The following is a 20,651-nucleotide window of genomic DNA, read 5'->3' on the forward strand; positions in this document are numbered from 1 at the left end:
GCGGGGCCGCGGCGGCGTCGTCCGGAGAGGGCGTCGTCTGGGACGGATCGCGCCGACCCGGGAGGGGTCAGCGCAGGAAGCGCCGCGCCTTGCGCTTCTTCACCGCGTAGATCGCGCCGGTGCTGACGTCCTCCTCGAGGGTCTCGAGGGAGACGCCGCGGGTCTCCGGGACCTGGGTGATCACGAAGACCAGGGCCAGGACCCCGACCCCGGCGAAGAGGAAGAACGCCCCCGTGATGCCGATGCCCGCGATGATCGAGGGGAAGTACAGGGCCAGCAGGGCGTTGGTGGTCCAGCCGAAGAACACCGAGACGCCGATGCCCACCCCGCGCATGTGCAGCGGGAAGATCTCGGCCAGCCAGACCCACACGGCGACGTTGAGGAAGGTCTGCATGGACATCACGAACGCGACGATCAGGAACAGCAGCACGAAGGGCCGGGCGGCGTTGCCCACCGGCAGCAGGATCGAGGCCGCGCCGATCAGCAGGTGGCACGTGGTGGTCAGGGACAGGCCGATGGTGAAGGTCTTGCGGCGGTCCACCCGGTCCATCATGTACAGGGCGATGAACCCGCCGAGCACCGCGACGATGCCCGGGGCGATGTTGGCGATCAGGGCGGCGTTGGCCTCGAAGCCGGACTCGATGAGCACGACCTGGCCGTAGTACATGATGGAGTTGATGCCCGTCAGCTGCTGGGCCATGGCCACGCCGATGCCCACCAGCAGCACGCGCAGCAGCCACTTGTTGGTCAGGATGGCGCCCAGGCCGACCTTCTGCTCCTCTTCCTCCTCCTCGGCGACCTGCTCCACCTCGCCGAGCTCGGCGATCGCCCGCTCCTCGGGGCGGACGGTCTTGAGCACCTCGAGGGCCTTCTCGCGCCGGCCCTTCTCCACCAGCCAGCGGGGCGACTCGGGCATGCGCAGCATCCCGAAGAACAGGCAGATGGCGGGGATCGCGCAGATCGCGAACATGAAGCGCCAGACGCCGTCGATGTGGCCGAAGACGTTGCCGATGATGGCGTTGATGACGAAGGCGGAGAGCTGCCCGATGACGATGGCGACCTCGTTGCGCCCGGTGATGGACCCGCGGATCTCGTACGGGGCGAGCTCGGCGAGGAAGACCGGGACCACGGTGGATGCCCCGCCCACGGCCAGCCCGAGCAGGATGCGCCCGGTGACCAGGATGCCGACGCCGGGGGTGAAGACCACGAAGAGGGTGCCGACGAAGAAGAGGATCGCGAGGATGATGATCGTGGACCGCCGGCCGATGCCGTCGGAGACCCGACCGCCGAACAGGGCGCCGAAGGCGGCGGCGAAGACCAGGGAGCTGGTGACCACGCCTTCGGTGAAGGGGGTCAGGCCGAGCTCTTCGGTCATGGGGCGCAGGGCGCCGTTGATGACGCCGGTGTCGTAGCCAAAGAGCAGTCCGCCGAAGCAGGCGACCACGGAGATCAGCCCGAGGCGTTTGCGGTAGGGGCCTGCGACCAGGGGCGGGAGGTCGGAGGTGGCGGGGCCTGTGGAATGCGGGTCGGCCATGGGGAGGACTCCTTTGTCTGTGGGCCCGACGGGGACCCAGGGCAGCCTTTGTGCGTATGACCATACATTTATGTGACGCAGGCTACAAGACCGGTCGGAAAAAACTTGGACCGGTCCAAGTGGGAGGGCTCCCGAAAGCGTCGACGCGCAGAGGTGGCTCCATGGCCTCCGGCGAGCCGGGCCGGGGAGGCAGGAGGGGCTACGAGGCCAAGCGGTCCGGCGTGCCGGCCCCACCCGGCGCGGCCCCCTCCGCGCCCCGGCTGATCCGGTCCCACACGTCGTCGAGCGAGAGGCCGAGGACCTGCGCGATCGCTGCGACGGTGGGGAAGGCGGGGGTCGCCACCCGGCCCGACTCGATCTTCCGGAGGGTCTCCGGAGAGACGTCCGCGGCGAGGGCGACGTCGAGCATCGAGCGCTCGCCCCGGGCGCGGCGCAGCAGGGCGCCGAGGAGCTGTCCGCGCTCGACCTCCGCGGGGGTGAGCGGCAATCTGACCATGACCCCATGATAGTGCCGGTATAGTATGGCCGGTATAGTTATTGGAAAAAGTGGAGGACGCTGCATGATCGAGATCCTGAACGCCGGCGAGCTGGAGCGGGCCCGGGCGGCGGGCGCCCTGGTCGCGGACATCCTGCAGGCCGTCCGGGAGCGCAGCCGGGCGGGCACCAACCTGCTGGAGATCGACCGCTGGGCCGAGGAGATGATCCGCGAGGCCGGGGCGCAGTCCTGCTACGTCGACTACGCGCCGTCCTTCGGCCGAGGTCCCTTCGGCCATTACATCTGCACGGCGGTCAACGACGCCGTCCTCCACGGCCTCCCCCGCGACTGCGCGCTGGCGGACGGCGACCTGCTGACGCTCGACCTCGCGGTGCTCCTGGACGGCATCGCGGCGGACTCCGCCGTCAGCTTCACCGTGGGTGCCTCGGACCGCCTGGGCGACGCCGCGATGATCTCCGCCACCGAGCGCGCCCTGCGCACCGGGATCGAGGCCGCCGTCCCCGGCGCCCGCATCGGCGACCTCTCCCACGCCATCGGCGAGGTCCTCGGCGAGGCCGGGTACCCGGTCAACACCGAGTTCGGCGGCCATGGCATCGGCTCCACGATGCACCAGGACCCGCACGTGCCGAACGCGGGGAGGCCCGGCCGCGGGTACCGGCTGCGCCCCGGCCTCCTGCTGGCCCTGGAGCCGTGGGTCATGGCGGACACGGCCGAGCTCGTCACGGACGCCGACGGCTGGACGCTGCGCAGCGCCACGGGCTGCCGCGCCGCGCACAGCGAGCACACGATCGCCATCACCGAGGAGGGGGCCGAGGTCCTCACCCTGCCGCGCGCGCAGCGGATATGAGGGCGGGCATCCTCTAACGGCCCCGCCGCCGTACCCTGCCGCGCTCGCGGCGGGGGTGGGGGGACGGTGTCGCCCTCACCCGGCCCCCGCGCGGATAGGATGAGGGTTCGCCCCGAGGGGATCGTCCGCCCCGGGGACCCACGCCGTTCGAGGGAGATGACACCGATTCCATGCGCGTCCTGATGATCCGACACGGACAGACCCCATCCAACGTCCAGGGCCTGCTCGACGCCGGCTGCCCCGGCCCCGGCCTGACCCGGCTGGGCGAGCGGCAGGCCGCCGCGATCCCGGGCGTCGTCGCCCGCCGGGAGTTCGGGGCCATCGTGGTCTCGACGCTGATCCGCACCTCCCTGACGGCCCGGCCGCTCTCCCGGGACCGCGGCCTCGAGCCGGTGGTCCTGGAGGGCCTGCGGGAGATCGAGGCCGGGGACCTGGAGATGTCCTCGGACCCGATGGCGCACCAGGAGTACCTCAGCACGGCCTTCGCCTGGGCTGGCGGCGACCTGCGGCGGCACCTGCCTGGCGCGTCGGACGGGCGGGCCTTCCTGGACCGCTTCGACGCCGCGATGGCCCAGGTGGCCGCCTTGGGCCTGGAGAGCGTGGCGCTCTTCTCACACGGCGCGGCGCTGCGGACCTGGACGGCCGCGCGGGTGCACGGCGTCGACGTCGGAGAGATGGAGCGCGTCCCGCTGGCCAACACGGGGTCCTTCGACGTGGAGGGCGATCCGGACTCGGGGTGGCGGCTGATCAGCTGGTCCGCGGACCCCCTCGGCGGCAAGGAGCTCGCCGCGGTGGCGGCCGAGGATCCCACCGGGGAATCGATGGACTGACCCTAAAGGTGATCTGCATCACATACGTATAGGTGTACGTGCCGGTACTTTTCCGTTCCGATTCACTGGGGGCAACCCGACGTGATCGGGGGCATATGCCGCTGGCATTCCGCGGAAGGCCCGGGCGCTCCCATCGGTCGAGACGTCTCGGGAGTGCGTGCCGCGCTCCATGACCTGAGGAGCGGAAACGTTGGACACCACACGAGTTCCGGAGGATTCGCAGCGGACGCGGATCATCTACCAGGCCCGGCGGTACTTCGCGCAGCACGGCTACCACCAAGCGACCATGGACGACCTGGCACGCGCCTGCTCGCTGTCCAAGCCGATGATCTACCGGCACTTCGACGGCAAGTACGAGCTGTACGCCGCGGTGGTCGAGGACTCCATCCAGGAGCTCCAGGCGAGGGTCAGGCCGGTGCTGCGCGGGCGGATGGACCTGCCCCACACCATCCGGCGCCTCGTGGAGGAGTTCGTGGTGCTCCTGATGCACCGTCCGGAGATCCACACCATCATCTTCGCCTCGGACATGCGCGGAGACGACCTGATCCGGGCCAAGCTGGAGGGGCTGCACCGCTCGCTGGTGGATCCGCTGGCCTCGATCCTGGTGGGGCACGCCCCGCCCGGGGACGAGGCTTCGCTGACCCTGCGGGCGGAGGCGATCGTCGGGACCGTCTGGGCCGGCGCCAGGATGATCGCTCGGACCCCCTCGGCGGAGGAGCAGGAGTCGCTGCGGCGGATCATCCACGAGACCGTCTGGGAGGGCGCCTTCGCCGACCGCCGGGAGCCGGATCACCTCTGCTGAGGCGGGCGACGCCGGGCCTCGGTCCCCGGTGCGGGGCAGCGGCTCATCAATCCCGACAGGCGTGGACGCCGGCCGGGCCTCCCGCCGTGCCCTCCCGGGTGGCATACTCGTCGCATGGCCACCCGGACCGCAGTGATCCACCTGTTCCACGGCGTCGAGGAGCTCGACGCCGTGGGCCCCTGGGACGTCCTCGCCCACTGGACCCAGCGCCACCCGGAGGACGGCTGGCGCGTCCTCACCGCGTCCTCCTCGGGGGAGGAGGTCGCCGCGGCCAAGGGCCTGCGGATGCGGCCGGACGGCGTGCTCGCGGAGCATCCCGCCCCGGACCTGTTCCTGGAGCCCGGCGGCCGCGGCTCGCGCCCCCTGTGCGCCGATCGAGAGCACCTGGGCTACGTGCGCGGGGCCGCGGCCTCCGGCGCGCTGATGACCAGCGTGTGCACCGGCTCCCTGGTCTACGCGGCCGCGGGGATCCTCCGCGGGCGGCCCGCCACCACGCACCACCTCGCCTACGGCGAGCTGGCCGCGCAGGATGCGAGCGTCGTCGTCCGCAGCGGGGAGCGCTGGGTGGACGACGGCGACGTCGTCACCTCCGCCGGGGTCTCGGCGGGGATCGACATGGCCCTGTACCTCGTCGGCCGCCTGGCCGGGGCGGAGCGGGCCCTCGAGGTCCAGCGGGCCATCCAGTACGACCCCGCGCCGCCCGTCTGGGGATGAGCGCCCAGGGCACGGGAACGGGCGGGACACCCCAGGGTGCCCCGCCCGTTCCCGTCGAGCCTGGTCAGCTCCGCCGGCTCAGCGCAGGATGACCGTGCGGATCCCATCCACGAAGACCCGCGACTCGCAGTGCAGCTTCACCGCGTCGGCGAGGGCCTTGCACTCGGAGTCCCGCCCCGTCGCCGCGAGGTCCTCCGGGCCGAAGGCGTGGTCGACCTGCATGACCTGCTGGCTGATGATCGGACCCTCGTCGAGCTCGTCGTTGACGTAGTGGGCCGTGGCGCCGATGGTCTTGACCCCGCGGTCGAAGGCCTGGTGGTAGGGCTTGGCCCCCTTGAAGGAGGGGAGGAAAGAGTGGTGGATGTTGATGGCCCGCCCGGAGAGCTCCGAGGCGAGCTCGTCGGAGAGGATCTGCATGTAGCGGGCCAGGATGACCAGCTCGACGTCGTACTCCTCCACGAGCTCGAGCAGCCGACCCTCCGCGGCCCTCTTGTCCTGCTTGTCCACGGGCACGTGGTAGTACGGGATGCCGTGCCACTCGATCAGCTCCCGGTGGTCCGGGTGGTTGGAGACCACCGCGGCGATCTCGATGGGCAGCGAGCCCACCCGGGACCGGTACAGCAGGTCGTTGAGGCAGTGGTCCGACTTCGAGACCATGATCAGGACCCGCCGGCGGGCCCCGTGGGGGGTCAGCGCCCACTCGGCGTCCAGGCCCTCGCTGAGGCCGGAGAGGTGCTCGCGGAGGGTCTCCTCCACGGCCTCGGGGGAGTCCCCCGAGACGGAGAAGTGCATCCGGAGGAAGTAGCGGTCGCTCCTGGGGTCGTCGAACTGCTTGAGCTCGATGATGTTCCCCTCGAACTCCGCCAGCAGCCCGGTCAGGGCGTGGAGCAGGCCGGGGCGCTGGGCGCAGGCGAAGTTCAGGACGTACTGGTGGGTCGTCTCCACGGGGGCCTCCACGGTGGTCGGCTGGGTCATGATGGGGTTCTCCTCGTCTGGGATCGGCGGTCGAGTCGGTGCGCGCCGGGAGGGCGCGTCCGCGTCGTCACTCGACCTCCGGCTGCTGGTACTCCCGCATGGAGTCGATGAGCCAGCGGGCCATGTACTCGGCGAAGGAGGAGCGGGGGTAGATGCGGTAGGAGTCCTCCGCGCTGCGGTGCAGGATGACCTGGACGGGCCCGAGGGCGGTCGAGGCCACCGCTCCCACCGGGAGCTGGCGGGGGTGCACGTCCACGTGGCAGCCCTTCTCGAGGACGTCCCGGGCCATGGGGCCGCTGAGCTGCAGGAGGGTGCGGTTCCCGGAGAGGTCCACCACCTGCCCCGGCAGTCCCTCGAGCGCCCGCTCGGCCTCCGCGGCCTCGCCGGGCGCCTGCCGCCTGGACGCGTCCACGACCAGGAACTCGTCCGGCGAGAGCCACAGGGCGTGGAGGCCCTCGGCGTCGCCGGTGCTCTCCCCGCTGCTGCGCGGCAGGACGACGCCGAGCGCCCGCTCCACGGCCTCGGCCCCCGGCGTGCCGGGCTCGGCCCGGACGCCGATCTGGGGGCGGAACGGGACCTCCTCGAGCCGGACGCCGCGCTCGCCCGTCACGCTCGCCTGCGCCATCTCCTCGGCCAGGTGGGCGGCGGGGGAGACGCGCAGCTCGTCGAGGCCGGCGACCCCGCTGGTGTTTCGTTCCTCGGTGGCGGTGTGCTCAGCCATCACGGCGTGCCCCTTCCGGGTCGTAGAAGACGTGGGAGGTGATCTCCACGTCGATCAGGGTGTCCCCCACGGGCGCCTTGACGATCTCGCCCATGCGGTTGCGTCCGTTCTTGACCAGGGCCAGCCCGAAGGGACGGTCCATGGTCGCGGAGAGGTAGGAGGAGGTGACGTGCCCGAGCATCGGGACGGGGCCCGCCTCGGGGGTGACGGGGGTGTCGGCCGCGATCAGCTGCGCTCCCTCGTCCAGCCGGGTCTTCCCGTCCACGGGCAGGACGCCGACCAGGTGCTTCCGATCCGGCCGCGCGGTGTCCGCGCGCTGGAAGGAGCGCTTGCCGATGCAGTCCTTGAGCTTCGAGACCGCCCATTCCATCCCGGCGTCGTGCGGGGTGACCGTGCCGTCGGTGTCCTGGCCGATGATGATCAGGCCCTTCTCCGCGCGCAGCACGTGCATGGTCTCGGTGCCGTAGGGGGTGATGCCGAACTCGGCGCCGGCCTCGCGCACCAGCTCCCACGTGGAGCGGCCGTAGAAGTTCTCCACGTTGATCTCGAAGGCGAGCTCGCCGGAGAAGGAGACGCGGCAGACCCGGGCGGGCACCCCGTTGGAGAGCACCGTCTCCCGGAAGGCCATGAACGGGAAGGCCTCGTTGGAGACGTCCAGCTCCGGCAGGATCCTGGCGACGACGTCGCGGGACCTCGGCCCGACCACGGCCACCGTGTTCCACTGCTCGGTGACCGAGGTGAAGACGACGTCGAGGTCCGGCCACTCCGTCTGGTGCCACTCCTCGAGCCAGTCCAGCACCTTCGCGGCGCCGCCGGTGGTGGTGGTCATCAGGAACCGGTCCTCGGCGATGCGCAGGGTCACGCCGTCGTCGAAGAGCATGCCGTCCGGGGTGCACATCAGGCCGTAGCGGCCCTTGCCCACCGCGAGCTTGGCGAAGCCGTTGGTGTAGACGCGGTTGAGGAACGTGGGGGCGTCTGCCCCCCGGATCTCGATCTTGCCCAGGGTGGAGACGTCCTGCATGCCCACGGAGTCCCGCACGGCCGCGCACTCCCGGAGCACCGCGGCGTCGAGGTCCTCCCCCTCCTGGGGGTAGTACCAGGGGCGCTTCCACTGGCCGACGTCCTCGAACTCGGCGCCCGCCGCCACGTGCAGCGGGTGCATGTTGGTGGCCCGGGCGGGATCGAAGAGCTGGCCGCGGCGCCGGCCGGCCAGCGCCGCGAAGGGCACCGGCGCGAAGGGGGCGCGGAAGGTGGTGGGGCCGATGGCGGAGGGGTCCGGGAGGTCGAAGACCGCGGCCATGACCCCCAGGGCGGGCACGCCCGAGGTCTTGCCCTGGTCCTGGGCCGTGGAGATCGAGGTGTACCGCTTGATGTGCTCGGCGGAGCGCATCCCGGCCCCGATGGCGCGCATGACGTCGGCCACCGTCTGATCCCGCTGCAGGTCCACGAAGTGGGTCTCCCACTCGCCGGGCACGCCCGTGCGTCCCGGAACCAGCCAGAGGGGACGGGACGAGGCGCTGATCGTGCCCTCCCGGGAGTCGGCCGCCGCGGAGGGGACCATGAGCGGGGCGTGCAGCCCGCCGTCGGCCGCCGCCCGGTGACCGGCCTGCGCGCCCTCCGCCAGCGCCTCGGCCAGGGAGAGCGAGCCGTTGAGCGCCCCCGCCGTGAACTGACCTCGCACGGGGGCCTCGGGGACGAAGCCGTCGATCTCGGCGCTCCAGATCAGGGCGCCCTGCCGCTGCGAGTGCAGGTGCACCACGGGGGAGTGGCCGCCGGAGACCGCCAGCAGGTCCGCGGAGAGGGCCTCCGGCTCGCCGGTGAGGCGTCCCTCGGCGTCGATCCCGCTGACCACCACCCGCTCCAGGCGGGCGGACCCGGCGCCGCCCTCCGTGCCGACGACGGCGGACCCGAAGATCCCGCGGGCTCCGGAGGCCTCCAGCGCCTCGGCGGCCCGGGCCGTGGGCTCGGGCCGGGAGTCGATGACCGCTGCGATCCCGACGCCGGCCCGGTGCAGGTCCCGCACCAGGTCGTAGGCGGTGTCGTTGGTGGTGGCGATGGCGATCCGCTGGCCGGCGGCGACGCCGTACCTGTTGAGGTAGGTGCGCACGGCCGAGGCGAGCATGATGCCCGGCCGGTCGTTCTCCGCGAAGACGATCGGCCGCTCGTGCGCGCCGGTGGCCAGGACGACCCGCCCCGCCCTGATGTGCCAGACGCGCTGCCGGGAGACGCCCGGCAGGTCGGCGTCGAGGTGGTCCGTGCGGTTCTGCACGGCGACGACGTAGTTGGAGTCGTACGAGCCGATGGCTGTGGTCCGGCGCAGGTAGGTGAAGTCCTCCGCCGCGCGGAGCCGCTCGACGGTCCTGCCGCACCAGGCGACGGCGTCCTCCCCGTCGATCTCCTCGTCCCGGGTGGAGAGGAGGAAGCCGCCGGGCTGGGGCTGGTCGTCGATCAGGAAGATGCGGGCCCCGGCCTTGGAGGCCTCACGGGCGGCGGCGATGCCCGCCGGGCCGGCGCCGATCACCACGACGTCGGCGTGGACGTACTTGCGGTCGTACTCGGCGTCGTCCCCCGCGGGGTCCAGCTGGCCCATGCCCTGCAGCCACCGGCCCTGCAGCCCCTCGGCCAGCTCGACCGTGGTGGCCGAGAGCATCGATTCCTCGGCGTGGCCGGGCCGGCGGGCGGCCAGGTGGATCAGGGCGTTGGGCTCCTCGACGCCCGCGGAGAGGAAGCCCCGGGGCCGGGCGAGGTAGAGGGAGGGGCCGCACTCGAGGGCGTCCTCGGCGAGCAGGGCGCTGGTCAGGGTGTCGCCGCGCAGACCGGTCCGCGGGGTGCCGTCGACGGTGAAGGAGAGGGTCTCCTCGCGGTCGACGCTGTGGCCGGGGGCGCGATCGGGGCTCAGGCGTGAGGCGGTCATCGGGTGGTCCCTTCAGCGATGGTGCCGGTGGTCGGGCTCGCGGAGGAGGGCGGCTCCTCGCCGAGGCGATAGGTGGCCGAGAACTCGTAGGTGCGGGTGTCGCGGACGGCGTTGAACCATTTGCGGCATCCCATGGAGTGCATCCAGCGCTCGGTGAAGATGCCGCGCGGGTTGGCCCGGTAGAACAGGAACTCGGCCCATTCGGCGTCGGAGAGGTCGTAGGGGTCGATCGGGTACTCGACGTCGGCCTCGCCGCCGTAGTGGAACTCGATCTCGTCGCGGGGCCCGCAGTGGGGGCATTCGATGAGCAGCATGTGGGGTCTCCTCCCTTCCTTCAGTGGGCGACGGCGGCGGCGCCGTGCTCGTCGATGAGGTGTCCGGTCTCGAAGCGCTCGAGCACGAAGGGCTCGCTCAGCGGATGCGGGGTGCCGGTGGCGACGGTGTGGGCGAACGTGAGGCCCGCCGCGGGCGTGCCCTTGAACCCGCCGGTTCCCCACCCGCAGTTCACCGAGAGGCCCTCGACCTCGGTGGGGGAGATGATGGGGGAGGCGTCGAGGGTCGTGTCGACGATCCCGCCCCAGGTGCGCAGCAGATGCGCCCGGGCGAAGATCGGGAACAGCTCGACGGCGGCCGCCATCTGGTCCTCGATGATGTGGAACCCGCCGCGCTGGCCGTAGCCGTTGAAGGAGTCGACGCCGGCGCCCATGACCAGCTCCCCCTTGTGCGCCTGGGAGACGTACACGTGGATGTGGTTGGACATGACCACGGTGGGGTGCACGGGCTCGAACAGCTCCGAGACCAGGGCCTGCAGCGGCCGCGACTGGATGGGCAGGCGGACGCCCGCCATCTCGGCGAGGACCGAGGAGTGCCCGGCCACGGCGAGGCCGACCCGGTCCGAGTTGATGCGGCCCCGGTTCGTCTCGACGCCGACCACCCGGTTGCCGTCCTTGAGGAACCCGGTGACCTCGCAGTTCTGGATGATGTCCACGCCCATCCGGTCGCAGGCCCGCGCGAACGCCCAGGCCACGTGGTCGTGCTTGGCGATGCCGGCACGCGGCTGGTAGGTGGCGCCCATGACGGGGTAGCGGATGTCGTCCTCGATGTTGATGATCGGGCAGACGTCCTTGACCTGCTGGGGGTCCAGGTACTCGGCGTCGACGCCGTTGAGCCGGTTGGCGTTGACCCGGCGCTTGGAGTCGCGCACCTCCTGCATCGTGTGGGCCACGTTCAGCACGCCGCGCTGCGAGAAGAGGAAGTCGTACTCCAGCTCCTCGGGCAGCTGCTCCCAGAGCTTCAGCGCCTGCTCGTAGATGGCGGAGGACTCGTCCCACAGGTAGTTCGAGCGGATGATGGTGGTGTTGCGCGCCATGTTCCCGCCGGCGAGCCATCCGCGCTCCAGGATGGCGATGTTGCGCATGCCGTGTTCCTTGGCGAGGTAGTAGGCCGTCGCCAGGCCGTGGCCTCCGCCGCCGACGATGATCGCGTCGTACTGGGACTTCGGTTCGGGGTTGCGCCAGAGGAAGTCGGGGTGCTCCGGCAGTTTCTCGGCCATGCTTCAGGCTCCGATCGCGGTGGTGGCGGGGGTCAGGCTGGGGTAGAGGGGGTGCGCGTCGGCCAGGGCGCGCACGCGGTCCCGCAGGGGCTCGAGGAGCTGGGAGGGGACCTCCTCGTGCTCGGTGCCGAGGATCAGCAGCTCCGCGATGATGTCGGCGACCTCCTCGAAGGCCGCGTCGCCGAAGCCTCGGGTGGCCAGGGCCGGGGTCCCGATCCGCAGGCCGGAGGTGACCATGGGCGGGCGGGGGTCGAAGGGGACGGCGTTGCGGTTGACGGTGATGTCGATCCTGGACAGCAGGTCCTCGCCCCGCTTCCCGTCGAGGGAGGAGTTCCGCAGGTCCACGAGGACGAGGTGGACGTCCGTGCCCCCGGAGACGACGTCGATGCCGCGCTCGGTGACGTCGGAGCGGGTCAGCCGCCGCGCGAGGGCCTGCGCACCCGCCAGCGTGCGCTGCTGGCGCTCGGCGAACTCCGGGCTCCCGGCGATGCGGAAGGCGACCGCCTTGCCCGCGATCACGTGCTCGAGGGGCCCGCCCTGCTGGCCGGGGAAGACGGCCGAGTTGACCTTCTTGGCAACGTCGGGGTCGTTGGTGATGATGAGCCCGCCCCGTGGGCCGCCCAGGGTCTTGTGGGTGGTGGTCGTGACGACGTGGGCGTGCGGGACCGGGCTGGGGTGCAGTCCCGCCGCGACCAGCCCGGCGAAGTGCGCCATGTCGACCATCAGGTACGCGCCGACCTCGTCGGCGATGGCCCGGAAGCGGGCGAAGTCGAGCGTGCGGGGGTAGGCGGACCAGCCGGCGACGATCAGCTGGGGCCGGTGCTCCCTGGCCAGCTCCTCGACACGGTCCATGTCGACGACGTGGCTCTCCTCGTCCACCCCGTAGCCGACCACGTGGTAGAGCTTCCCGGAGAAGTTCAGCTTCATGCCGTGGGTGAGGTGCCCGCCGTGCGCGAGGTTCAGGCCGAGGATCGTATCGCCCGGCGTGATGAGCGCGTGCATCACCGACGCGTTCGCCTGGGCGCCGGAGTGCGGCTGGACGTTGGCGAACTTGGCGCCGAAGATCCGCCGCGCGCGGTCGATCGCGGCCTGCTCGATGACGTCGACGTGCTCGCACCCTCCGTAGTAGCGCTTGCCGGGGTAGCCCTCGGCGTACTTGTTGGTGAGGACGGACCCCTGGGCCGCCATCACGGCCTGGGCCGTGTGGTTCTCCGAGGCGATCATCTCCAGCCCGTTGCGCTGCCGGTTCAGTTCCCGGTCGATCTCCTCGGCCACCAGGGGGTCCAAGTCGGCGAGGTCCGCCGTCAGCGAGGCATCGGCGAGGGGCGTGTAGTCGGTCATGCGGAACCTACTTCCATCCGTGTGATCGTCAACTGATATATCAGTTGTGGGTCTAGCGTAGGATGAGTGATGTGGACCACGCAATACCCTGCGACGAATCCGCTCCGGGGTCGGAGGAGGAGGAGAACGGTGACGACTGAACTGGTGAAGGCGGCCCTGCCTGCGGCGGCCTCGAAGGCCCAGCTGGCTTACCACACCCTGAGGGATCGGCTCACGCTGCTCGACATCCCGCCCGGGGCCCCCATGATCGAGTCGACGCTGAGCCAGGAGCTCGACGTCGGCCGCACGCCCCTGCGCGAGGCGCTCAAGCGGCTGGAGGCCGACCACCTCGTCGTCACCTATGCGCGGCGGGGGACCTTCGCGACGAACGTGGACCTCTCCGAGCTGACGCCGATCTCCGAGATGCGCCAGGCGCTGGTGCCGCTGGCGGCCCGGCGGGCCGCCTCGTGGTGCGGCGGAGAGGTGCGGGACGAGCTGGAGGAGGCGCTGGAGGGCATCCGGCTCTCGACCTCGGAGAGGGAGCACCGGCGTCTCATGGAGCTGGACCTGCGGGTGCATCGGCTCATCAACCAGGCGGCCAGGAGCCCGCACCTGGAGGAGGAGCTCGTGCGCCTGGACAACCTCGTGACGCGGATGTGGTGCCTGGTCATGGACCGGCTCCCGCCCATGGAGGAGCACATCGCGGAGCACGTCGAGCTCATCGAGCAGATCCTCGCGGGGGACGAGGCGAGGGCGGAGGAGCTGGCCTCCGAGCACGTCGCGAACTTCGACGCGACGGCACGCTCGGTCCTGTAGCTGATGGTCGGGCCCTCGGGCCCTCCCGCCCGGAGGGGGCGCCCGGGATCGAGGCCGCGGGGTGTCAGGGCCGTGCGGTCGGGGCGGAGGGGGCCTCTCGGTGCCGGCCCTTCATCGAGCGTCACGGCGTCCTGCCAGTGTTGACTGGGTCACATTCCCACCCTACAGTCTCCCGTGAGCCTGAGATCCAACTGATATATCAAACGACGGCGGGAGCGGCCGCGAGGGCGCACCGCAGCCGTGCCCGTCCCTGAGGAGCTTCCCGGCCCGCCGGCACCCCGAGCCAGGAAGAGGCGCACCGATGTCAGAGACCGCCCCCAGCACGAGAGACGCCGACGTGGCCCGCCGCCCCCGGCCGGCGAGGATCCTCACCTACGCGGGGGCCATCCTCGCCTTCCTCATCGGCTCCGGCTTCGCCACGGGCCAGGAGGTGCTCCAGTACTACTCCTCGTACGGGTACTGGGGGATCTTCGGCACGGGGCTCGTGGTGCTGGTGTTCATCACCTACGTCGCGGTCGAGTTCCTCCGGGTCGGCCACGCGGAGAGGTTCGAGCGACCCTCGCTGGTCTTCCGCCACTACTGCGGGAAGCACCTGGGCACCTTCTTCGACTACTTCTCCATCCTCTTCGTCTTCCTGAGCTTCACGGTGATGGTCGCGGGCGCCGGGGCGGTGTTCGAGGAGCACTACGGGCTCTCCAAGTACGTGGGCGGGGTGGGGCTCGCCGTCGTGGTCGCCGCCGTCGTGTGGTTCGGCCTCGGCGGCATCGTGGAGGTCATCGGCAAGATCGGGCCGCTGATCGTGGTGGCGGCGGTGGCGCTCGGGATCTTCGGGGTGGTGAACAACCCGGAGGGCCTGGGCGAGGCCGGCTCGGTCCTGCCGGGGCTGGAGGTGACCCAGGCCTCCTCGAACTGGTTCTTCGCCGGCCTCTCCTACGTGGGCTTCTGCATGCTGTGGCTCGCGGCCTTCCTCACCGCGCTCGGGCGCAAGGCGGAGCGGCGGAGGGAGGCCGCCTCTGGCGGCGTCCTCGGCGGCGTCGCGTTCGCCCTGGCGTGCATGGTGGTGGGCCTGGGGCTGCTGGCCAACATCGCCCGGGTGCACGACGCAGAGATCCCCATGCTGGTCCTGGCGGGAGACCTCAGCGCCGTGCTCGCCTCGGGGATCTCGGTCATGATCCTGGCGGGCATCCTCACCACGGCGGTGCCGCTGCTGTGGACGGTCTCCTCGCGCTTCTGCGCCGAGAGGACGCCGGCCTTCAAGTACCTGACGATCGGCCTGGCCGTGCTCGGCACGGTGGTGGGGCTCGTGCTCCCCTTCTCGCAGATGGTCAACATCGTCTACGTCATCAACGGGTACGTGGGCATCCTGCTGCTGGCCCTGATGCTGTTCAGCACGGGGCGGCGCCTGCTGGGCCGCAGGGCCGCGTGAGGCCCGAGGCCGCCCCGGCGGTCGGCCGGGACATGACGAGAGGGGGTGTGCGAGCCAGGCTCGCACACCCCTCTTTCCGCAGGGGGGGGAAGGATCTTTCCGCAGGGGGGGAAGGACTACCGCTGCCGGATGGGCGTGGGCGGCTGCTCCCCGCGCAGGACGGCCAGCACGTTCTCCGCGGCGAGGGTCGCCATGGCGGTGCGGGTCTCCAGCGTGGCGGAGCCCAGGTGCGGCAGGAGCACGACGTCGTCGCGCTCCAGCAGTCCGGGGTGGACCTCCGGCTCGTGCTCGTAGACGTCGAGCCCCGCACCCGCTATCTGCCCCTCCTCGAGGGCCGCGACGAGCGCCTGCTCGTCCACCACGGGCCCCCTCGCCGTGTTCACCAGATAGGCGGAGGGCTTCATGGCGGCGAACTGCTCCGCACCCATGAGGTGCTGGGTCTCGGGGCCGTAGGGGCAGTGCAGGGAGACGACGTCGGCGCTGGCCAGCAGTTCGTCCAGCCCCAGCCTCCGGGCCTCCAGCTCCTCCGCCGTCTGCGGGTCGATCTCGCTCCGGGAGTGGTAGACGACGTCCATGCCGAAGGCCCGGGCGCGCCGCGCCGTCGCCTGGCCGATGCCGCCCATCCCGACGACGCCCAGCGTCTTCCCCTGCAGCCCGCTGCCGAGGAGGAACATCATCCCCCACTTCCACGGCTGGCCGGAGCGGATGATCCGCTCGCCCTCGCCCAGGCGCCGCGTCGTCATGAGGATCAGCGAGAGGGCGAGGTCGGCCGTGGCGGCGGTGAGGACCCCCGGGGTGTTGGTGGCGACCACGCCCCGGGCGGCGCAGGCGGGGACGTCGACGTTGTCGTACCCCACCGCCGCGTTGGCGACGACCTTGAGCTGCGGCCCGGCGGCCTCCAGCAGCTCCTCGTCGATGCGCTCCGTGAGCAGGCTGAGGACGGCGTCGACCCCGGCCACCCGCTGGAGCAGCTCCTCCCGGCCCATGGGATCCCGGCCGGTCCAGGCGTCGACGTCGTGCTCCGCCTCGAGCCTGCGGACGGCCTCTTCCGGGACCCGCCCGGTGACGATGACCCGGCTCATCCCGCCTCCACCCAATCGCGCAGCCGTCCCAGGCCCTCCTTGATCTCGGGCAGGTCGATGCCCGAGTAGGCGAGACGGATGTACTGCCGCTCTTCGCTGGGGTGGCGTCGGCCGAAGTGCAGCCGGGTGCAGAAGGACATCCCGGTCTCGTGGAGCGCGTTCTCGGCGAAGGCCGAGACGTCGGAGACGCCGAGCCGCTCCATCGCCTCGGTGACATCGGGAAAGAGGTAAAAGGTGGACTGCGGCACCGCGACCTTCATGCCGGGGATGCTGTTGACTAATTCACAGGCGGCGTCTCGGCGCTCGCGTAATGTATTCAGCATTTCGTGGACCGGGTCTTGCGTTCCTTGCAACGCGGCAATTCCCGCCCATTGCACATAATGCGTCGTGCAGGACTCATCATTGGTATTGAGCTTGGAAATGATATCGGCGATTCGCCGAGGCGCGACGGCGCATCCGAGCCGGGATCCCGTCATCGCGAACTTCTTGCTGAACGTGTAGAGGATGACGGTTCTCTCCGCCATGCCGGGGAGGGAGGCGATCGACGTCGAGGTCCCCTCGTAGCGGGTCTCGAAGTAGGCCTCGTCGGAGAGCACCCAGAGGTCGTGCTGCTGCGCCAGGGCCGCGATGGCCTCCCGCTCCTCGGGGGTGGACTCCGCGGAGATCGGGTTCTGCAGATCGTTGTAGATGATCGCGGTGGTGTTCGGGGTGATCAGCGACTCGAGGTGCTCGACGTCGATGGCGAAGCCGTCAGCCGTGGGGGTGTAGGCGTACGGGACCGCGGTCCCGCCGAGGTACTCGATCTGCGACTCGTATATGGGGAAGCCGGGGTTGGGGTAGAGCACCTCCTGCCCGGGGTCCATCACGGTCTGGAGGAACTTGGTGATGACGGGCTTCCCGCCGGTGGTCACCACGACCTCCTCCGGGCTGATCGACATGCCGCGATGCGCGCCGATGTCCTCCGCGAGCGCCTCGCGGAGGGCCGGGATGCCGGGTCCGGGGCAGTAGCCGGTCTTGCCGTCGGCGATGGCCGCGTTCATCGCCTCGACGATGTGGGGAGCCGTGGGAATGTTGATGTCACCCAGGTGGAACGGGTACACCTTATTCCCCTTCGCGGACCAGGCCGCCGCAGCCTGCGCCACCGCAAAGGCGGTTTCAGTGCCCAATCGGTCTAACCGCTGTGCTAATTCCATGGTTGTACCTCTCATGTCCGTTGACGGGGTAATAATGATGATCGGCGGGCGAAGCTGAGAGGCGACGCAACGATCTAAGGGAGTACCTGAAAACAAACCCTATGTTCTCGGTCACACTTTTGGGAAGGGGTCGTTTACCGTGTGGAAAAAAATGACCGTCTGCCTCTTTCGAGGTGCTTCGGACGGGCCCTCCGCGGCCTCGGAGCAGACCACCCCTGATTCCGGCGGAGCGGGTCGTCTCCGGGGCCATCCCGCCCCCGGCGGGCGAGGCCGCCGGGCCGTCTCCCCTCCCGCCCTGTGTCAGGATGGTCCCCATGGACAAGCCAGCCGGTTCCGCCTCGCGGGCCACCATCCGCGACGTCGCCGCGCAGGCCGGGGTCTCCAAGTCCCTGGTCTCGCTGGCGTTCAAGGACGCCAGCCGGGTCGGCGAGGCAAGGCTCCGGCGCATCCGCGAGGCCGCCGAGGAGCTGGGGTACCAGCCGAACTTCCTGGCCCGCTCGCTCGCGGCCGAGGGGTCGCCGTTCATCGGCATCGTGGTGGTGGACCTGCGCAACCCCCTGTTCGCGGACATCGCCGACGCCGCCCGCGCCGAGCTCGACGCCCAGGGCCAGTACGGGCTGATCACCAGCGCCAGCGTGCCCGGTGTCGCCGATGAGGGGGAGCGGTACGGCCGCGTGGACGACCGGGTCATGACGATGCTGCAGGATCTCCGGCCCCGCGCGCTGCTGGTGATCGGCACGGTCGCCGACGCTTCGGCGCTGCCCAGGGGCGTCCCCATCGTCTACGCCAGTGCGGCCCCGGAGGCGGGCTCCGGCCACGCCTCCGTCCGGGTGGACGACCGCGCGGGCATGGAGCTGCTCTTCGAGCACCTGATGGAGCGGGGTCACCGGCGCATCGCCTTCGTCGGCGGCGAGGGAGGCGGGGTTTCGCGCTCCCGGCGGGAGGCGTACGCCGCCTCGTGCCGCGCCCGCGGCCTGGAGGAGCTGGTCTTCCCCGCCTCCTACTCGGAGCGGGAGGGGGCCGACGCCGGCGCGCGCCTGCTGCGCACCGAGCCGCGCCCCACCGCGGTGATCGCGGTCAACGACCTGGCGGCGCTCGGCGTCCAGTCGGCCGCCGAGCGGGCCGGGCTCGAGCTGCCGCGGGAGCTCGCCGTCGCCGGCTTCGACAACACCTACCTCGCGGGCCTGCCGCGGATCTCGCTGACCTCGGTGGATCCGTGCAACGCGGAGATCGGTCGGCTCGCGGCCCGCCGCATCCTCGCCGCGCTCCAGGACCCGACGGCGCTCGGCGGCGACGAGCTGGTCCGGCCCGGCCTGGTGGTGCGCGCCTCGACGCAGGCAGCGCCCGGAGGCGCCCAGCCCGCCTCCCGGGCCGTCTAGGCCGCCTGCGAGAACGCCCCCCGGGGGGGCTCCTATCCCGTCTCGGGGAATGCCGAGAGCGCCGAGTCCCTCGCGACCTCGAGCGCCTCGCGCAGCGGCCGGCGCCGGTGCTCCCTCGAGAGGATCTCCACGCCCCACGGTCCCCGGAACCCCACGCGCCGCATGGTCTCCACGAAGCCCGCGACGTCCTGCTCGCCCTCGCCGATGAGCCTCCGATGGTCGCGGGTGTCCTCGAAGAGGCCGACGCCCGCGACGGCGTCCTCGGCGTCCGAGAGCTCCACGCCGAAGACGCTCTCGGGGGAGAGGCAGCGCCCGAGCTCCGCGAGCGGGGTGCCCGCGCGGAATACGTGCCAGAAGTCGACGACGAGCCCCGCAGCAGGATGCCCCGCCCTCCGCACGAGCTCGGCACCCTGCGGGATCGAGGCGACCATCGCGAAGGGCAGGGGCTCCAGCGCCACGCGGGTGCCGCGCGCCTGCGCCTGGTCCGCGAGCCGGCGCATCGGCTCCACGAGCGGGCCGACGTCCTCCAGCGCGGCGGAGTGCGCCGTGCCGACCTTGACGAAGGCCGCGCCCAGGGCCTCGGCGGCGTCGAGCAGCAGCTCCCAGGTCACCCGCCAGGCCGGATCCTCCTCCCACCAGCCGGAGCACAGCTCCACCTCCACGTGCTCCAGGCCCGCGGCCTCGATGCCCTCGCGCAGGGCGGCGAAGCCGATGGTCTCGCGGACCCGTCGCAGGTCGTCCTGCCCGAAGCCGATGCCGGCCCAGCCCGTCTCTCCCGCCAGGCGCACCCGCTCGAGGGCGTCGAAGGGGCTCAGCTCGGGCGGCTCGCCGGGCATCGCGGCCCCGGCGCTGGTCCAGCAGGTGGCCACGAGGCGGGGCTCGCTCCGCCTCGCCGCCTCGTCCCGGGCCTCCGGCGGGCTCACGCCGAGGGCTCCACGGCCACGGCGACGCCGCGCTCCGCCGACTCCTGGGCGGCGTCGGCGAGCAGCAGCGCCGCGCGGCCGTCCTCGAAGCCGGGGTTGCGCACGGTCCCGCTGCGGACCCCCTCGGCGAACTCCGCCAGCTCGGCGCGGTAGGCCTCGGCGTAGCGGTCCACGAAGGAGGAGTAGTACGGCGTCGTCCCCTCGACGCCGCCCGCGCCGAAGCTGCGGGTGGTCAGCGGCAGGAGGTTCTCGAGCCGGGCCGCCCCGGCGTCGCCGAAGGCCTCGAGGCGCTGGTCGTAGCCGTAGGCGCAGTGCCGGGAGTTGACGATCGTGACGACCTCGCCGCCCGCGCCGCGCAGCACGGTGGTCGCGGTGTCGAAGTCGCCGGCCGCCGCGATCTCGGGGCTGAAGCTCTGCGCGGCGCGCGCCGTGACCTCGACGATCTCGGGGACGAAGAGGCGGGCGATGTCGAAGTCGTGGATGGTCATGTCCCGGAAGATGCCGCCGGAGGCCGCGATGTACTCGGGACCCGGGGGCTCGGGGTCCCGGCTGACGATGGTCAGCTGCTCCAGGCGCCCGACGCCGCCCGCCCGCACGGTCCGGTGCAGGTCGGCGATGCTCGGGTCGAAGCGGCGGTTGAAGCCGATCGCGACCGGCGTCGTCGCGGCCCGCGCCTTCTCCCGCAGCTCGTCGACCCGGCGGATGTCCAGGTGGATGGGCTTCTCGCACAGCACCGGCAGGCCGCGGTCGATGCACTCCTCGATGAGGCCCACGTGGGTGGGCGTGGGGGAGGCGACGACGACGGCGTCCAGGTCCCCCGCGGAGAGCATCTCCTCCGGGTCTGCGGTGACGTGGGGGACGCCGTACTGCTGCGCGGTCTCGCGGGCGCGCTCGAGCGCGGGGTCGCAGATGCGGTGCAGCACGGTGCCGGGGAGGGTCGCGGCGTTGGCGGCGTGCACGAAGCCGATCCGGCCGGTGCCGAACAGCCCGATCCTGAGGGGTGAGGTCATGGAGGATTCCCTTTCTGGCGGCGTCGGGTGGTGGGGTGCGTCAGGGGACGCGTCACGACGTCGTTGACAGCGTGCCCTGCATCACTCTAGATTACTTGGACCGGTTCAATTTTCCGA

Annotated in this window: 19 protein-coding genes; 7 read left to right on the plus strand and 12 right to left on the minus strand. The window is 71.4% G+C overall.

All coding sequences use genetic code 11. The features are described from left to right. Positions 1–67: 67 nt before the first annotated feature. Together EWV39_RS11725 and EWV39_RS11730 are read right to left on the minus strand one after the other, a co-directional pair. Positions 68–1,534, minus strand: a complete 1,467-nt coding sequence (locus tag EWV39_RS11725; RefSeq protein ID WP_129660405.1) for a sugar porter family MFS transporter — start codon at positions 1,532–1,534, stop codon at positions 68–70. 199 nt (positions 1,535–1,733) lie between these two features. Then, positions 1,734–2,030, minus strand: a complete 297-nt coding sequence (locus EWV39_RS11730; protein WP_129660408.1) for a helix-turn-helix transcriptional regulator — start codon at positions 2,028–2,030, stop codon at positions 1,734–1,736. A gap of 64 nt (positions 2,031–2,094) precedes the next feature. Here EWV39_RS11730 and map point away from each other — a divergent pair, with 64 nt between their 5' ends. From map to EWV39_RS11750, 4 genes are all read left to right on the plus strand, one after another. Continuing rightward, complete coding sequence (map, locus tag EWV39_RS11735; protein ID WP_129660411.1) at positions 2,095–2,877, plus strand: type I methionyl aminopeptidase; 783 nt, start codon at positions 2,095–2,097, stop codon at positions 2,875–2,877. 182 nt (positions 2,878–3,059) lie between these two features. Further along, on the plus strand, positions 3,060–3,707 hold the full coding sequence (locus tag EWV39_RS11740; protein ID WP_337589946.1) for a histidine phosphatase family protein: 648 nt from the start codon (positions 3,060–3,062) through the stop codon (positions 3,705–3,707). Positions 3,708–3,897: 190 nt separating this feature from the next. After that, positions 3,898–4,509: a TetR/AcrR family transcriptional regulator gene (locus EWV39_RS11745; RefSeq protein WP_129660417.1), complete on the plus strand. Its 612-nt coding sequence runs from the start codon at positions 3,898–3,900 to the stop codon at positions 4,507–4,509. A gap of 114 nt (positions 4,510–4,623) precedes the next feature. Further along, a complete protein-coding gene (locus tag EWV39_RS11750; protein WP_129660420.1) occupies positions 4,624–5,223 on the plus strand; it encodes a DJ-1/PfpI family protein in 600 nt (199 codons plus the stop codon). Positions 5,224–5,301: 78 nt separating this feature from the next. Here EWV39_RS11750 and purU read toward each other — a convergent pair whose 3' ends face one another. From purU to glyA, 6 genes are all read right to left on the minus strand, one after another. Next, on the minus strand, positions 5,302–6,198 hold the full coding sequence (purU, locus tag EWV39_RS11755) for a formyltetrahydrofolate deformylase (RefSeq protein WP_129660423.1): 897 nt from the start codon (positions 6,196–6,198) through the stop codon (positions 5,302–5,304). A 67-nt stretch (positions 6,199–6,265) separates the two neighbouring features. Further along, complete coding sequence (locus EWV39_RS11760) at positions 6,266–6,919, minus strand: sarcosine oxidase subunit gamma (protein ID WP_129660426.1); 654 nt, start codon at positions 6,917–6,919, stop codon at positions 6,266–6,268. Next, complete coding sequence (locus EWV39_RS11765; protein WP_129660429.1) at positions 6,912–9,833, minus strand: glycine cleavage T C-terminal barrel domain-containing protein; 2,922 nt, start codon at positions 9,831–9,833, stop codon at positions 6,912–6,914. Before EWV39_RS11765 ends, EWV39_RS11760 begins: the two co-directional genes overlap by 8 nt. Next, positions 9,830–10,147 (minus strand): sarcosine oxidase subunit delta, encoded by a 318-nt coding sequence (locus EWV39_RS11770; RefSeq protein ID WP_129660431.1) that lies wholly within the window; start codon positions 10,145–10,147, stop codon positions 9,830–9,832. The genes EWV39_RS11765 and EWV39_RS11770 overlap by 4 nt, the downstream gene beginning before the upstream one ends. Before the next feature lie 20 nt (positions 10,148–10,167). Continuing rightward, a complete protein-coding gene (locus EWV39_RS11775; protein WP_129660434.1) occupies positions 10,168–11,385 on the minus strand; it encodes a sarcosine oxidase subunit beta family protein in 1,218 nt (405 codons plus the stop codon). 3 nt (positions 11,386–11,388) lie between these two features. Continuing rightward, a complete protein-coding gene (glyA, locus tag EWV39_RS11780) occupies positions 11,389–12,726 on the minus strand; it encodes a serine hydroxymethyltransferase (RefSeq protein ID WP_129660437.1) in 1,338 nt (445 codons plus the stop codon). 129 nt (positions 12,727–12,855) lie between these two features. On the opposite strand from glyA, the gene EWV39_RS11785 reads away from it, so the two are divergent. Continuing rightward, the gene (locus tag EWV39_RS11785; RefSeq protein WP_238148323.1) at positions 12,856–13,521 is read left to right on the plus strand and encodes a GntR family transcriptional regulator; all 666 of its coding nucleotides are present in this window, start codon (positions 12,856–12,858) and stop codon (positions 13,519–13,521) included. A 301-nt stretch (positions 13,522–13,822) separates the two neighbouring features. After that, positions 13,823–14,947 carry a YkvI family membrane protein gene (locus tag EWV39_RS11790; RefSeq protein ID WP_129660443.1) on the plus strand — a complete coding sequence of 375 codons (1,125 nt, stop codon included), beginning with the start codon at positions 13,823–13,825 and terminating at the stop codon, positions 14,945–14,947. Between the two features lie 116 nt (positions 14,948–15,063). Here EWV39_RS11790 and EWV39_RS11795 read toward each other — a convergent pair whose 3' ends face one another. Together EWV39_RS11795 and EWV39_RS11800 are read right to left on the minus strand one after the other, a co-directional pair. Beyond that, the gene (locus EWV39_RS11795; protein WP_129660446.1) at positions 15,064–16,029 is read right to left on the minus strand and encodes a 2-hydroxyacid dehydrogenase; all 966 of its coding nucleotides are present in this window, start codon (positions 16,027–16,029) and stop codon (positions 15,064–15,066) included. Beyond that, entirely contained in the window at positions 16,026–17,222 is a 1,197-nt protein-coding gene (locus EWV39_RS11800) for a pyridoxal phosphate-dependent aminotransferase (RefSeq protein ID WP_129660449.1), read from the minus strand. Before EWV39_RS11800 ends, EWV39_RS11795 begins: the two co-directional genes overlap by 4 nt. Positions 17,223–17,536: 314 nt before the next feature. On the opposite strand from EWV39_RS11800, the gene EWV39_RS11805 reads away from it, so the two are divergent. Continuing rightward, a complete protein-coding gene (locus EWV39_RS11805) occupies positions 17,537–18,601 on the plus strand; it encodes a LacI family DNA-binding transcriptional regulator (RefSeq protein WP_165313296.1) in 1,065 nt (354 codons plus the stop codon). 32 nt (positions 18,602–18,633) lie between these two features. Here the strand turns inward: EWV39_RS11805 and EWV39_RS11810 are convergent, their stop codons facing one another. Next, positions 18,634–19,524, minus strand: a complete 891-nt coding sequence (locus EWV39_RS11810) for a sugar phosphate isomerase/epimerase family protein (protein ID WP_238148324.1) — start codon at positions 19,522–19,524, stop codon at positions 18,634–18,636. Next, positions 19,521–20,534: a Gfo/Idh/MocA family oxidoreductase gene (locus EWV39_RS11815; protein ID WP_129660456.1), complete on the minus strand. Its 1,014-nt coding sequence runs from the start codon at positions 20,532–20,534 to the stop codon at positions 19,521–19,523. The genes EWV39_RS11810 and EWV39_RS11815 overlap by 4 nt, the downstream gene beginning before the upstream one ends. Between the last annotated feature and the right edge of the window lie 117 nt (positions 20,535–20,651).

This window comes from Rothia halotolerans (assembly GCF_004136635.1).
GTDB classification, from domain to species: domain Bacteria; phylum Actinomycetota; class Actinomycetes; order Actinomycetales; family Micrococcaceae; genus Rothia; species Rothia halotolerans.